At 71.9% G+C, this 14,849-nt stretch carries 8 protein-coding genes; 2 read left to right on the top strand and 6 right to left on the bottom strand.

All coding sequences use genetic code 11. The features are described 5' to 3' along the window. From CCN51_RS23445 to iolC, 3 genes are all read right to left on the bottom strand, one after another. On the bottom strand, nucleotides 1-1,375 hold a 1,375-nt coding region (locus tag CCN51_RS23445), incomplete at its 3' end, for a thiamine pyrophosphate-binding protein (protein WP_086860051.1). After that, nucleotides 1,372-2,274, bottom strand: coding sequence for a Cgl0159 family (beta/alpha)8-fold protein (locus tag CCN51_RS23440; protein ID WP_014173395.1), 903 nt, complete (start codon nucleotides 2,272-2,274; stop codon nucleotides 1,372-1,374). The genes CCN51_RS23445 and CCN51_RS23440, both read right to left, overlap by 4 nt. 6 nt (nucleotides 2,275-2,280) lie before the next feature. Next, nucleotides 2,281-3,282: a 5-dehydro-2-deoxygluconokinase gene (gene iolC, locus CCN51_RS23435; RefSeq protein WP_014173394.1), complete on the bottom strand. Its 1,002-nt coding sequence runs from the start codon at nucleotides 3,280-3,282 to the stop codon at nucleotides 2,281-2,283. 225 nt (nucleotides 3,283-3,507) lie between these two features. On the opposite strand from iolC, the gene CCN51_RS23430 reads away from it, so the two are divergent. Beyond that, nucleotides 3,508-4,506: a LacI family DNA-binding transcriptional regulator gene (locus tag CCN51_RS23430; RefSeq protein WP_014173393.1), complete on the top strand. Its 999-nt coding sequence runs from the start codon at nucleotides 3,508-3,510 to the stop codon at nucleotides 4,504-4,506. A gap of 4 nt (nucleotides 4,507-4,510) precedes the next feature. Here the strand turns inward: CCN51_RS23430 and CCN51_RS23425 are convergent, their stop codons facing one another. Continuing rightward, nucleotides 4,511-5,119 carry a TetR/AcrR family transcriptional regulator gene (locus tag CCN51_RS23425; RefSeq protein WP_014173392.1) on the bottom strand — a complete coding sequence of 203 codons (609 nt, stop codon included), beginning with the start codon at nucleotides 5,117-5,119 and terminating at the stop codon, nucleotides 4,511-4,513. 208 nt (nucleotides 5,120-5,327) lie between these two features. On the opposite strand from CCN51_RS23425, the gene CCN51_RS23420 reads away from it, so the two are divergent. After that, complete coding sequence (locus tag CCN51_RS23420) at nucleotides 5,328-8,972, top strand: family 78 glycoside hydrolase catalytic domain (RefSeq protein ID WP_238545269.1); 3,645 nt, start codon at nucleotides 5,328-5,330, stop codon at nucleotides 8,970-8,972. A gap of 12 nt (nucleotides 8,973-8,984) precedes the next feature. Here the strand turns inward: CCN51_RS23420 and CCN51_RS23415 are convergent, their stop codons facing one another. After that, nucleotides 8,985-9,845, bottom strand: coding sequence for an SAM-dependent methyltransferase (locus CCN51_RS23415; protein ID WP_014173390.1), 861 nt, complete (start codon nucleotides 9,843-9,845; stop codon nucleotides 8,985-8,987). 42 nt (nucleotides 9,846-9,887) lie between these two features. Further along, on the bottom strand, nucleotides 9,888-14,849 hold a 4,962-nt coding region (locus tag CCN51_RS23410), incomplete at its 5' end, for an SDR family NAD(P)-dependent oxidoreductase (RefSeq protein WP_143675876.1).

The raw sequence follows: 14,849 nt of genomic DNA, 5'->3' as shown, positions 1-14,849 counted from the left end.
CGTAGCCCATGCAGGAGTACGCGTACTCGACGTGGTAGGCCTTGGGATCCCGGGCCCGCCACAGCTGCTGCAGATCGCCGGGCATGGAGCCGGCCGCGTTGATGACCACGTCCCGGTCGTCGAGGACATCGCCCAGCGCGCCGAGGATCTGGGTCTGCGCGGGCAGGCCGCCGGTGTTGCGATCGGGGGCGAAGCACTCCTCCTCGATCTGCCGGGTGCGGGCGATGAGGTCACGGACGCGCGCCCGGTAGGCCGGTTCGACCTCCCAGCCGCCCAGCGCCCCGGCCAGAGCCTCGATCCCGAGCCGGGCGTCGGCCACCAGCGGCTCCGCGGAGTGTTTGACCGCGTCCAGGCGGGCCACGTTGAGGTTGACGAACACCACGTCCGGGTTGCCGAACACGGTGTGGCTGGCGGTGGTGAAGTCGGAGTAGCGGGTGCCGATGCCGAGGACGACATCGGCCTCCTTCGCCAGCTCGTTGGCGGCATACGACCCCGTGGAGCCGATGCCACCGACCGCGCACGGGTGGTCCCACGCCACCGCGCCCTTGCCGGCGTGGGTGTCGGCCACGGGGATGCCGGTGGCCTCGGCGAAGGCCCGCAGCCGGGCCCCGGCACCCGAGTACACGGTGCCGCCGCCCGCCACGATCAGCGGCTTCCTCGCGTTGCGCAGCAGCCGTACGGCACGCTCCACGGCGTCCGGCTCCGGCACCGGGCGGCCCACGTGCCAGACCCGGCGCCGGAAGAAGGACACCGGCCAGTCGAAGGCTTCCGCCTGTACGTCCTGCGGCAGCGCGAGCGTGACGGCGCCGGTCTCCACCGGGTCGGTCAGCACCCGCATGGCCGCCAGGGCCGCGGGGATCAGCTGCTCGGGCCGGGAGACGCGGTCGAAGTACTTGGACACGGCCCGGAAGGCGTCGTTGACCGTGACGTCCCCGCCTCGGGAGTCCTCCAGCTGCTGGAGGACCGGCTCGGCGACGCGGGTGGCGAACATGTCGCTGGGCAGCAGCAGGACCGGGATCCGGTTGGTCGTCGCGAGCGCGGCTCCCGTGATCATGTTGGTGGAGCCGGGCCCGGTCGACGCGGTGCAGGCGAAGGTCGCCAGCCGGTCGCGCATCTTCGCGTACGCCACCGACGCATGCACCATGCCTTGCTCGTTGCGCGCCAGGTAGTACGGCAACTCCGGAAGACCGGCCTCGCCGGTGGTGGCGGCCTGGAGCAGCGCCTGCCCGACACCGGCCACGTTGCCGTGTCCGAAGATGCCCCAGACCCCGGGGATCAGCCGCTGCTCCTGCCCGTCGCGCTCGCTGTACTGGTTGGCCAGGAAGCGGACGAGGGCCTGCGCGGTGGTCAGTCGTACGGTGTTCGCACTGGTCACAGCAGGCTCACCGCCCGGTCCACGGCAGCGGCCACATCGCCGCCCGTGGGGTAGAGCAGGGACCGGCCCACGACCAGGCCCTGCGCGGTCGGGAGTTTCAGGGCCCGGCCCCAGGAGGCGAAGGCCGCGTCGGGGTCGGTGACCTCGCCGCCCAGCAGCAGCGCGGGCAGCGTCGACGAGGCGAGCACCCGCTCCATGTCGTCGACGGCCGGCAGCTTGAGCCAGGTGTGGGCGGTGCGCCGGCCGAGCCCCGAGGCGATGGTGATCGACTTGATGACCGCGTCGGGGGTCAGATCGTTGTGGATCCTGCCGTCACGCCAGTGGGAGAGGAACGGCTCGACCATCGCCACCAGACGGCGGTCGTTCAGCTCGTCCACCGCACGGGCCGTGTTCTGCAGCGCCGCCGGGGTCGCCGGGTCCTCCAGGGCGATACGGGTGAGCATCTTGCCGCCGTCGAAGCCCATCGCGGCGATCGTCTCGGCGTCGTAGCCGGTGAAGCGGTCGTCGATCTCGAACACCGAGCCCGCAAGACCGGCCCGGTTCATCGAGCCGAAGACACTCTTGCCGTCGAGAACCCCGAGCAGCAGCAAATCCTCCAGAATGTCGGCGGTGGCCAGCACACCGGTCACACCCGGCCGCTCCAGCGCGGTGCACAGCCGGTCCAGCAGCTCGAATCGGTCGGCCATGGCGGTGGGGTCGCCGCCGACGCCGTTGGCGCCGCGCGCGGGATGGTCGGCGGCGATGATCATCGCCTTGCCGTGCTCACCCAGCAGCGAGGTGGCCTTCACCCGCCGCTCGGCCGCCGCCGCGATGGCGCCGGGGTCGCTGACCCGGGCCTCCACGATACGGCTCACCTTGTCGGACAGCACGTCCTCACACCTCTCGCTGAAATTCGTCATCGGTCGTCATCGGCCGTCATCGGTCGTCTCGCGCAGCGCCGCTGCCACCTCGGCCTCGGTCGGCATCGCCTCCGAGCAGGCCAGGCGGCCGGCCACGAGCGCACCGGCGGCGTTGGCGAAGGACACCGTGCGCCGGGTGTCCCAGCCGGACAGCAGCCCGTGGCACAGCGCGCCACCGAACGCGTCACCGGCGCCCAGGCCGTTCACCACCTCCACCGGCACCGGCGGGACCTCGACGGCGAAGCCGTCCCGGTCCATGGCCAGCACACCCTTCGGGCCCTGCTTGACCACAGCCAGCTCCACCCCGGCGGCGAGCAGCGCCTTCGCGGCGGCGTACGGCTCGCGCTCACCGGTCGCCACCTCGCATTCGTCGAGATTGCCGACGGCGACGGTGGTGTGGCGCAGGGCCTTCGCGTAGTACGCCCGGGCCTCGGCGGGGTCACCCCCGGCCGCGCTCTTCCGGGCTGTGCTCTTCCAAGCTGTGTTCTTCCAAAACATGGGCCGCCAGTCGAGGTCGAACACCGTCGTGCCCGCCTTCGCCCGGTGCTCGAGCGCGGCGAGGGTGGCCGTACGGCTCGGCTCCTCGCTCAGCCCGGTGCCGGTGACCCAGAAGATCCGGGCGTCGCGCACTGCTGCCAGGTCCAGCTCCTCGGGCTGGATGTCCAGGTCGGGTGCCTTGGGCAGCCGGTAGAAGTAGAGCGGGAAGTCGTCCGGCGGGAAGATCTCGCAGAAGGTCACGGGGGTCGGCGCGATGTCCGACGTACCGACGAAGCGGGTGTCGACGCCGTATCCGTCCAGGGCCGTGCGGACGAAGTCCCCGAACGGGTCCGCGCCCGTCTTGGTGATCACGGCCGAGGTGCGCCCGTACCGGGCGGCGGCCACCGCGACATTGGTCGGGCTGCCGCCGAGGTACTTGCCGAACGAGGTGACCTTGGCCAGCCCCACGCCCGTTTGGAGCGGATACACATCCACTCCGACGCGGCCCATGGTCAGTACTTCGAACGGCATCACGCTGGTTTCCCTTCGCTCCGGAGATCCGGGGAAATGGTCGGGAGAGGGGGTTGCTGTCGCGCTCTACTAGCGCGCTCTAGTGCGAGTACGATGACCCCTGTCCTAATGTCATGTCAATAGCTTGTTGCCGGAGGATTTCGCGGCTGTCTGCGGCTGTCTTAGGGTCGGCTCCGTCGAAGGGTGGGATCAGTGGTGGATGCGGCGGGCAGGCAGCGGCCCACGATGGCCGATGTCGCCGACAGGGCGGGAGTGTCCCGTGCGCTGGTCTCGATCGTGTTCCGCAATCAGCCGGGGGCGAGCCAGGAGACCCGCGAGCGGGTGCTACGGGTGGCCGATGAGATCGGCTACCGCCCCGACAGCGCGGCCCGCCTCTTGGCCCGTGGCCGCAGCCGCACGCTCGGCGTCATGTTCACGGTGCATCAGACCTTCCACAGCGACCTCATCGAGGGGATCTACCCCGAGGCCGAGCGCCTTGGTTATGACGTGCTGCTCTCCGCGGCGGCCGAGGGGCGGAGCGAGGCCAAGGCGGTCGAGGCGTTGCTCGGCCACCGCTGCGAGGCGCTGATCCTGCTCGGCCCCGATGTGGTCCCCGGCTATCTCGATGAACTCCGGCAGCGCGCCGTCACCGTGTCGGTCGGCCACCGAGTGCCGCGCGCCCGCGTGGACTTCGTGCACAGCGCCGAGGCCAAGGGGGTCCGGCAGGCCATGGACTACCTCGTCGAACTCGGCCACCGGGCGATCGTGCACATCGACGGCGGCCGGGGGCCCGGGTCGGCCGAGCGGCGGCGCTCCTACCGGGCCGCGATGCGCCGGCACGGACTGGAGCCGGAGATCCGGGTGATTCCCGGTGAGCACACCGAGCAGTCCGGTATCGAGACCGGCCAACTGCTCCTCGCGGAGCGCGACCGAGGTCTGCCCCTTCCGACGGCGGTCCTCGCGGGCAACGACCGGTGTGCCATGGGGGTGTGGATGGCCCTGGCGCGGGGCGGTGTCGACGTCCCGCGCGATATCTCGGTCGTCGGTTACGACGACAGCCACCTCTCCCATCTCATGCCGATAGGGCTGACGACTGTCCGTCAGGACGCGGTGCTGATGGCCGAGTACGCTGTGCGGTTCGCCGTGGAGCGGCTGGAGAACCCGGAACTGGAGCCGCGGGAGGCTGTGTTGGACCCCAAGCTCGTGGTGCGGGGGACCAGCGGGCCGCCGCCGGGGGCGGCCTGAACGCTCACTCGTCGGCCTGATCGTGGCCGAAGAGCAGCCGTACGAAGTCGGTGACGGGGCCGACGATATCGAGATCCTGGTCGAGTACCCACTGCAGTTGGAGCCCGTTGAGCACGGCGTGGAAGAGGATCGCGGCGCTCTCGGGGCTCAGGTCCTCGCGCAGCCTGCCGCGGGCCGCTTCGTCCTGCAACCCCTCGGCGAACTGCGCCCGCCCGCGCTCGTAGCGCTCGACGAAGTAGTCGTGGGCGGGGTGGTCCGTGCGTGAGGCCGCGGCGGCGAGTTCGATCCACAGGCGCATCAGCTCGGGCGCCTTCTGGTGGTGGCGGATGAGCTCGCCGAGGTAGGGCGTGAGCTGGTCGAGGCTGTCGACCTGTGTGAGGCCGTGCTGCCACTCCTGGGAGTCCCGTTCGGCAAGCACCTCGGCAAGGAGCTCGTCCTTGTTGCGGAAGTGGTGGAGGAGGCCGGCGTGGGTGATGCCGGCCCGTTCCGCGATATCGCGCAGGGAGGCTTTGGTGTAGCCGTTCTCGGCGAAACTGTCGCGCGCCGCCCGTACGATCTCCGCTCTGCGGGCCGGTGTCCTGGCGTACGGACCACGCGCCTTTCCCTGGCTCACGATGCGCTCACTCTCCTCGATGACCGCCAGTAGATAACGCTCTGATTACGAACGCCGATCGTACTCTTTCCGGCGCTTACGGCGCGGGCTTAACGTCCGGCGAAAACCAACCAGCTGGTAAGGGTTGGTGCTGCACAGCCTTGAAGGGAACTGAGCCGTGCCCGAGGAGAACAGAAGCGCGCTGAGCCGTCGACACATGCTCGGCATCATGACGGCGGCGGCAGCCGGGGCCTCCCTCCCGCTCGCCACCGCACCCAGCGCCCGGGCGGCGGGCGCGACGACAACCGGCGGACACGGCTCCGCGCCCGTGGATCTGCAGATCAACTCCCGGATCCAGCCCCTGGGGACACAGACCGCGCCGACATTCGGCTGGGTGCCCCCGGTGGACCGGCAGACCGCGTACGAGATCCAGGTCGGCACAGCACCCGGCCGGGCTGACGTCTGGCACAGCGGCAAGGTCGCCGGCTCCCACAGCGTCGACGTGGCCTACGGCGGCGGCGCGCTGCGCTCGGAGCGGCCGTACTTCTGGCGGGTGCGGACCTGGGACGAGGAGGGCGCACCCGGCCGCTGGAGCGAGCCCGCAAAGTGGGAGACCGGCCTGCTGAGGGGCGAGAAGGACTGGTCGGGCGCGCTGTGGATCGGCGGACGCCAGCCCCAGGACCACGACTGGAAGGACCTGACCGCCACCGTCGTCTTCCGCGGCGGCGCGGACCCGGCGAGCGGGCTGTCCCTGCTGCTGCGCGCCGAACCCATCGGCAAGACCTGGGGCGAAGGGCTCGACTGGACCATCCGCCAGAGCGGCGACGATATGCAGCTGACCATGAAGACCAGCCACTACGCCGGCAACACCTGGGTGGACGACGGCACATCCGAGCCGAACTGGGGCGTCGACTTCTACGACCCGCAGAGCGAGACCAACCCCACCACCGCCGGCACCCGCGGCGTCCCGGTCGGCACGGTCACCCTCCCCGCCTCGACCGGACTGACGAAGGACACCTGGGCCTCCCGCGACCACACCGTGCAGGTCACGGTCCGCGGGCTCACCGTGACCACGGAGGTGGGCGGCGTCGAGGTGGACCGCCGCACGCTCACGAAGGACCAGATCCGCCGCCATGGCAGCTTCGGCTTCGGCGGCGCCACCTCCGCCACCGTCCGCCGCGTCACGGTGACGGGCACCGGCGCCCCCGACTTCTCCGCCGACCTCACCACCGGCGCCAACCCGTTCGAGAGCGGCATCGGCACCCTCGACGGCCTGACCTTCCCACCCAAGAACCCCTACATCCCCGCCAAGAACGCCATGCTGCCCATCGCCAACCCGGCACCGGTGCTGCGCCGCGCGTTCACCCTGCCCCGCGGCCGGCGCATCGCCACGGCGCGTCTGCACCTGAGCGCCGCGGGCAATGTCACCTTCACCGTCAACGGCGATCCGATCACCGTGGACGGCAAGCAGCCGGCCGGGGACCGGACCAACGTCCCCCGGCTGCTCACCGACCAGAGCACCTACGACCGTACGGTGCTCTACGACACCTTCGACGTCACCGCGCTGCTCCGGGCCGGCCGGGACAACGTCCTCGCCGCCGAACTCGGCCGCGGCTGGTACGGGGTGACCACGCCACAGGAGTGGTACTGGCAGCTCGCCCCCTACGCCGGCTCGCCGCGCCTGCGTGCCAAGCTCGTCGTGTCCTACACGGACGGCTCGGCCACCACGCTCGTCACCGACCGGGACTGGCTCACCGCGGACGGGCCCACGACCTTCGACTCCGTCTACTCGGGCGAGAAGTACGACGCCCGGCGCGCGGACCGGCTCGGCGACTGGCGCTCGGTCGGCTACCGCGCCCGTGGTCAGTGGCGTCCGGCCACCGCGCTGATGCCCCCGGGCAGTTGCTCCGGCCCCGCACCGAAGTACCATGGCGTGCTGCCCGCCACCACCGTCCCCGAGGGCTTCAAACCGGCCGTCCTACGGGCCCACGAGGCGGAGCCGGTCCTGGTCAACCAGACGCTGCGCCCGGTCTCGCTCACCGAGACCGCCCCCGGCTCGGGCGTCTGGGTCCTGGACTACGGTCAGATCCTGACGGGCTTCGTCCGGCTGTCCCTCACCGATGTACGCCCCGACAAGGAGGGCATCACCCTGCGGATCCGCGGGGGCAACCGCATCGCGGGCGGCGACGGCGGCGCAGGCTCCCCGCTGTCGGTCGAGGAGGAGAACTTCCAGCACGACGCCAACCTCCAGACGCACTACTACACCGTCGGCAAGCGGCCGGCGCAGACCTGGGAACAGCGGTTCAGCCACTTCGGCTTCCGCTACCTGGAAGTGATGAACCTCGAAGCCGTCCTCGGCCGGACACCCGACCTCAAGCGGGACGCGGATGTGCTGACCGTCGACGTGGCCCGCTCCGGCTTCGCCCGCACCGGCACGTTCACCACGGACAACGCCCTGCTCAACCGACTCCAGCGCAATCTGGAGTGGGCCGAGCAGAACAACCTGGTCCAAAAGCCCACCGACACCCCCTCACGGGAGAAGAACGGCTGGACCGGCGACGCCATGGCCAGCTCCGAATCACAGTCCCTCACCTGGGACGTCAACGCCGTACTCACCAACTACCTGCGCCACTTCCCCGACACCCAGATCTCCACCGGCCAGCTGCCCATGTTCGTGCCCGTCGCCAAGGGCGGCTACGGCTACGACCACACCCCGGGCTGGAGTGCCGCGTGGAAGGCGGTGCCGGCCTGGGACTCGGCGTACTTCGTCATCCCGAGGGAGCTGTACGCGTACTACGGCAACAGCAGCCTGTTCGCGGAGCTCTACGACCACCAGGACACCCTTCTCAAGTACTACGAGACGCTGTTCACCGCCGAGAACCACTACATATTCGAAGCGTCTCTCGGCGCCTACTCCGGCGCCGAGCCTCCCGGCAGCAACGCCGTGATCAGCCTCGCCTTTTACATCCACTTCTGCGACTACATGGACGAGGTGGGCACCAGGCTCGGCCGCACCGAACGCGCCGCTCACTACGCGAAGCTGGCGCGCACCCTGCGCAGGGCGTTCATCGCCAACTACTGGGACGCCTCCTCGGGACACTTCACCCAGGGCAGCATCTCCAGCGAGAACGCCCTGGCCATCGCCTTCGACCTGGTGCCCGGTTCGGACCTGGACCCCGACGACCCCTGCCACCTGGCCGGCACCAAGACCCTCGCCGAGAACAAGAAGGCCCTCGCGAAACTGCTCGCCGACCGCATCGTGGCAGCGGACCACCACATCCAGAACGACATGTACGGATCGCGCTACGAGTTCAACATCCTCAGCGAGTACGGCTACACGGACATCGCGCTGGGATCCGTCACCCAGACCGGTGCGCCCGGCTATGTCCACCAGATCGCCAAGGGCGCCACCTCGCTGTGGGAACAGTGGACCGACCGGCTCTCGGTCAACCACCACTACCGCTCCAACGTGGCGACCTGGTTCTACCAGAGCCTCGCCGGTATCAAGCCGACCGCCACCGCCTACGCGTCGCTGCGCATCCGCCCGTACATACCGTCAGTCGCCGTCAACAGCCGGGTGCCGAAGGACACGCGCGACACCGATCTGGCGCCCGCGACGCTCGACCACGTCAGCGCCTCCATCGACACCGTGCGCGGCACGGTGTCCTCGCGGTGGCGGCGCCTGCCGGACGGCAGGATCGACCTCGCGGTCACCATCCCGTACAACACCGACGCCGAGATCTGGGTCCCCACCCGGAACAAGCCCGTCACCGCGCCCCGGGGTGTCGCCTTCGTCCGCGACGACACCTCCGGGGGATCCCCCTACAAGGTCTACCGGGCCCGGGCCGGCTCGTACCGCTTCAACGCCGGATGACCCGTGCGGTGATCAGCCCCCGGCCGGACATTCCGGGCGCTTGGCGGTCAGGACCACATAGCCGAGCTTGAGCGACGAGTTCATCTGCGCCCACTCCGCCACGAGCGTGTCGAACTGTTCGGTGTCGACGCCGAAGGCCGCCGCGTAGGCGGCGGAGTTGGCGGCGACGGCACCGCCCAGGGCATCCATGGACGGGCGGATGATCTCGTCGCCCAGGTCGGCCATCTCCTCCAGCCGCAGGCCCGCGCCGAGGATCAGCCGGGGGTACTCCACCAACTCGATATGGGCCGGGACCGCGAACATCGAGCGGCCGCGCTCGACGGCGCCGCGGTCCCGCCTCGCGATCGGCTCCCGCAGCACGACGTCCATGACGGCGAGCCGCCCGCCGGGGCGGAGCACGCGTGCGATCTCCCTCAGCACCTGCGCGGGGCTGGGCATATGGAACATGCACTCCAGCGCCCACACGGCATCGAACGAGGCCTCCGGGAACGGCAGCGTCATGGCGTCCGCGCGGACGAAACGCACCCGGTCGGCGACCCCTTCCCGCTCGGCGAGCGCCGTCGCCCGCTCGATCTGTACGGGGCTGACGGTGACGCCGACGACCTCGGTCGGCGCGCGCTGCGCCAGCCGTACGGTCGGCCTACCGGAGCCGCAGCCCACGTCCAGGACCCGGCGGCCGGCGACGTCGCCGAGTTTGCCGATGAGGTGGTCGGTCAGCCGGTCGGCGGCGACCCCGAGGGGGCTTCCGTCGTGCGGATGCGGCCAGTGGCCGAAGTGAAGGTTGCCGCCCGCCGCCTCGCCGATCAGGTCGGTGAGACGGTCGTAGTAGTCGGCCACGTGGTCGGGGGAGATGTTCTGCGATGCGGTGGTCATGGCACTCCGGTTGTTCGTCCCTGGCTTTGTGCGTGTCGTCGTTCAGGAGAGGCCGAGGTCGTTCCTGATGAAATCCAGCACCTCGGCGGCCGTGGCGGACGCCAGCCTGCCCGCACCGTCACCGCCCGTCGCCGGACCATCGGACTCGTTCCACTTCAGGAGAAGGGCCTGCAACCGGGCCGTCACCCTCGCCCGGACCGCATCGTCCCCGTCCACCCGGGACAGCGCCGCTTCCAGCCTGTCGAGCTCGGCCAGCACCGGGGCCACCCGCGCCGCTTCGCCGTCGCCCAGCACCTGCTCCCGGACGTGACGGGCGAGTTCGTCGGGCGTGGGGTGGTCGAAGACGAGGGTGGTGGAGAGCCGGAGGCCGGTGGCGGCGTTGAGCCGGTTGCGGAGCTCGACCGCGGTCAGGGAGTCGAAGCCCAGGCCGCGGAAGTGCGCGCCGGGATGGACCGTGTCCGGATCGTCGCGGCCCAGCACGAGGGCGGCGTGGGAGCGGACCAGCGAGAGCAGCATCTCGTGCTGCTCGGCCGGGGCGTGACCGCCGAGGCGGGTATGCAGGGGGAACGGCCCGGTGGCGGCGGCCGCGGGGGGTGTCCGCCGGGTCCTGGATCCGACCAGGCCCCGGTACAGGGGCGGCCCGGTCGTGAGCGGGCTGATGCCGAGCCGGGCCAGCCGGGCGCGGTCGGCCTGGTCCAGGTGCCCGGTCATGCCGCTGGTCTGCTCCCACAGCCCCCACGCCAGCGACACCGCCGGAAGGCCAGAGCCGCGCCGGTGGTGGGCGAGCGCGTCCAAGAAGGCGTTGGCCGCGGCGTAGTTGCCCTGCCCGGGCGAGCCGAGCAGACCCGCGACCGAGGAGAAGAGGACGAACGCGGCCACGTCGGCGTGGCGGGTGAGGGTGTGCAGATGCCAGGCGGCGTCGGCCTTGGCGGCCAGGGCGGCGTCCAGGTGGCGGGGGGTGAGGGACCCGAGGGTGGCATCGTCGACGACACCCGCCGCGTGGATGACAGCGGTCAGCGGCCGCTCGGCCGGGATCGCCCCCAGGAGCCGGGCGACCGCCGCCCGGTCGCCGAGATCGCATGCGGCGATGGTGACCCGCGCGCCCAGCTCGGTCAGCTCCTCTCGCAGCTCCTCGGCGCCCGGGGCGTCGGGGCCGCGTCGGCCGGCCAGCAGCAGATGGCGGGCGCGCCCGGTACCCGCCAGATGACGGGCGAGGGCGGCGCCCAGGGTGCCCATACCGCCGGTGATCAGTACGGTGCCCTCGGCGTTCCAGCCGGCCGGGACGGTGAGCACGTTCTTTCCGATGTGACGGCCCTGCTGCAGATGGCGGAAGGCGTGCTCCGCCTGCCGGATGTCCCAGCAGGTCGTCGGCAGGTGCGCCAGGACACCGCGCTCGAACAGGTCCAGTACGGTGCGCAGGATCTGCCCGACCCGCTCCGGCCCGGCCTCCAGCAGGTCGAACGCCCGGTAGAGCACGCCCGGATGGTCCAGCGCCACCTGCCGCGGGTCACGGATGTCGCTCTTGCCCATCTCCAGGAACCGGCCGCCGTCACGCGCCACCAGGCGCAGCGAGGCGTCGACGAACTCATGGGCCAGACAGTCCAGGACGACATCGATCCCCCGCCCGCCGCGGGTCGCGGCGAAGCGCTGCTCGAACTCCAGCGTGCGCGACGAGGCCAGATGGTCGTCGTCGATGCCTTGGGAACGCAGGATGTGCCACTTGCCGGGGCCGGCCGTGGCGTACACCTCGGCCCCCAGATGGCGCGCCAGTTGCACGGCGGCCATGCCCACCCCGCCGGCCGCGGCATGGATCAGCACCGATTCCCCCGGCCGCAGGCGCGCCAGATCGACCAGGCCGTGGTACGCGGTGGCGAACACGATGGGGACCGACGCGGCCTGGGCGAACGACCAGCCGTCGGGGACCCGCGCCAGGGTCGCCCGCTCGGCCACGGCCACCGGGCCGAACGCCTCGGGGAAGATACCCACCACCCGGTCCCCGGGCGCGAGATCGCGGACCTCCGCCCCGACCTCGAGGACGATCCCCGCCCCCTCACTGCCCAGCGCCGTCCGCCCGGGCACCACGCCCAGCGCGATCAGCACATCGCGGAAGTTCAGCCCCGCGGCCCGCACCGCGACCCGTACCTCGCCCGGGCCGAGCGGCACCGCCGCGGCCGGGGACTCGGTCGTGGTCAACCCGTCCAGGCTGCCCGTGCCGGGACACTCCAACCGCCAGCCTTCCGGCCCCTGCGGCAGGGCCAGGCCGCTGTCGTCGTCGGCGTCACCCGGGCGCACCAGGCGCGGCGCCAGCGCCCGGCCGCCGCGCACCGCCAGTTGCGGCTCGCCGAGGCCGAGCGCGCCGAGCAGCGCCGCGCGGGACTCCTGGGCGCCGTCCATGTCCACCACGGTGAAGCACTCCGGATGCTCCGACTGGCCGGAGCGCACCAGACCCCAGACCGCCGCCCCCGCCAGGTCCCGCACCGGCTCGCCCGGCCGGGTGGCGACCGCGCCTGAGGTGAACAGCACCAGGTGTGCGTCGGCGAGCCCGTCCGCGCCGAGCCACCGCTGAAGCAGCTCCAGCACCTGACCCGTCCTTGTGCGCACCGTCTCGGGCTGTGGCTGTTCGCTCGCGCCGTCGGCTTCAGGGGCTGCGTGGCAGCCGGCGATGACGAGGTCCGGGGCGGGGGCGCCCGCCGCCACGGAGCGCACCAGCTCCTCCAGGTCGGCGTAGCGCTCCACGCCGTCGGTGATGCGGTCGGGCGCCGCGGCCTCGAGCGCGGGGACCAGGTCGAGCGTGTCCGCTCCGATCAGCGCACACCGGGGCAGGGCCGTCTGCGGCGTCGGCAGCGGCACATCCGTCCAGTCCAGGCCGTACAACGAGGTGCGCACCGCCGTCTCGGTGCCGCGCAAGGCGCCCCGCGGCACCGGCCGCAGCGTCAGCGACTCCACCGACGCGACCGGCCGGCCGGCCGCGTCGGCCACGGCGACGGCCACGGTGTCCGGCGCCGGCCGTCGCAGCCGTACCCGCAGGGCCGACGGGCCCGCCGTACGCAGCGAGACCCCCTGCCAGGCGAACGGCAGGCCCCGATCGGGGCCGCCCAGGCCACCGCTCGGCCGTGTGCCGTCGGGCTCCACGAGCCACATGGTCTGCAGTGCCGCGTCGAGCAGCGCGGGGTGCAGCCCGAAGCGGAGGGCGTCACCGGCCGGCTGGTCGGGGAGGCGGACCTCCGCCAGCGTCTCGTCGCCGTGCCGCCAAGCCGCGACCAGCCCCTGGAATGCCTCCCCGTACGTGAACTCGGCGTCGGCAAACCGGTCGTAGACCCCGGTGACGTCCAAGGGCTCGGCACCGGGCGGCGGCCAGGCCGTGGCCCACGACCCGAACGGCTCGTCGCCCGCCGGGGCGTGGCCATTGTGCCCCGTGCCATCGTCGAGGCCGACGCCGCGGGCCGATGCCAGCGTGCCGATGGCGTGCCGTGTCCATGTACCGTCGTCCGCCGGCCGGGCGTGGATGCTCAGCTCACGGCGGCCGGACTCGTCGGCGGCCCCCACCGCCACCTGCAGCACCACCTCACCGTCGGCGGGCAGCGGGAGTGGCGCGTGCAGGGTCAGCTCCTCCACACGGTCGCAGCCCACGTACGCCCCGGCCCGCAGCGCCAGCTCCACGAACGCGGTGCCCGGAAGGAGCACAGTGCCGGCGATGACATGGTCGGCCAGCCACGGGTGCGTACGCGGCGAGATCCTGCCGGTCAGCAGACAGCCGTCGCCCTCCGCGAGCCACACGGCGGCGCCGATCAGCGGGTGCTCCGCCGCGTCGAGCCCCGCGGCCGTCACATCGCCGACCGCCGCCGGGGCGGGCAGCCAGTAGCGCCGGTGCCGGAAGGCATAGGTGGGCACGTCGATCTGGTGTGGCGTCGGCCGCGGCCGTGCGGTGTAGTGGCGTGTCCAGTCGACGGGGCGGCTGTGGGCGTGGACCGCGGCGAGTGCGCCGAGGACGCTGTGCGTCTCGCACCGCTCCGGATGGAGCAGGGAGACGGCCACGGGATCGTGCGCGGCGAGATTGTGGTGGACGAGGGTAGTGAGGGTGGAGTCGGGGCCGAGTTCCAGGAACGTGGTGACGCCGCGGGCGCGCAGCCGCTCCACGGCCCGCGCGTAGTGGACGGTGCGCCGGGCCTGGAGAGGCCAGAACGCGGCCGTGCCCGGGTCGTCGTCGGCCCGCGGCTCGGTCGTGTCGTCGCCGCCGTCGGCCGACGCGGTGACGAGGGGAGTGTGGGGCCGGTGGTAGGTGAGGGTTTCGGCGGTGCGCCCGATCTCGTCGAGCAGGGGCTCCATATGGGGAGAGTGGAAGGCGCCGCTGACCTGGAGGGGAGTGACCTTCCTGCCCTGCCCGCGGAAGTCGTCGGCGATCTGGTGCACGGCGTCGTGGTCGCCGGTGATGACCAGGGACGCGGGGGCGTTGACGGCGGCGATGCCGACCCGGTCCGCCAACTCGGCGAGCCGGGGCCGCAGCTCCGCCTCGGTGGCCTCGACGGCGACCATGGCTCCGGTCGCTGGAAGGTCCCGCATGGCGCGGGCGCGGGCCGCCACCAGCGCCGCGGCGTCGGGCAGGCTGAGGATGCCCGCCAGATGGGCGGCGGTCAGCTCGCCCAGGGAGTGGCCGGCCAGATAGTCGGGGGTGAGCCCGAACTCCTCGGTGACCATGCGGTGCAGCGCGGTCTGGAGGGCGAAGAGGGCCGGTTGGGCGTAGGCGGTCAGATGCAGCAGCGCCGACGTATCGCTCTTCTCATCGGCGAACATCACCTCCATCAGAGGGTGTTCCAGATACGGGTCCAGATGGGCGCACACCTCCTCCAGCGCCCCGGCGAACGCCGTGGACGAGCGGTAGAGCCCGCGGCCCATGCCGGGGCGCTGGGTGCCCTGCCCCGAGCACACAAAGACGACCTTGCCCTGCCGCCCCACCGCCGCGCCCTGGACGACCGCGCCGTCGGGCGCGCCCGACGGCGCGGTCGT

The sequence above is a fragment of the Streptomyces milbemycinicus genome, assembly GCF_002154605.1.
Lineage (GTDB): Bacteria > Actinomycetota > Actinomycetes > Streptomycetales > Streptomycetaceae > Streptomyces > Streptomyces milbemycinicus.
Note: the sequence above shows the minus strand (reverse complement) of the source record. Positions and strands in the feature narration are given on the sequence as shown.

Coding starts and splice junctions, on each gene's coding strand:
- CCN51_RS23415 (WP_014173390.1), bottom strand. CDS start 9,845: ATGACCACCGCATCGCAGAACATCTCCCCCGACCACGTGGCCGACTAC.
- CCN51_RS23440 (WP_014173395.1), bottom strand. CDS start 2,274: ATGACGAATTTCAGCGAGAGGTGTGAGGACGTGCTGTCCGACAAGGTG.
- iolC (WP_014173394.1), bottom strand. CDS start 3,282: ATGCCGTTCGAAGTACTGACCATGGGCCGCGTCGGAGTGGATGTGTAT.
- CCN51_RS23420 (WP_238545269.1), top strand. CDS start 5,328: ATGACGGCGGCGGCAGCCGGGGCCTCCCTCCCGCTCGCCACCGCACCC.
- CCN51_RS23430 (WP_014173393.1), top strand. CDS start 3,508: ATGGCCGATGTCGCCGACAGGGCGGGAGTGTCCCGTGCGCTGGTCTCG.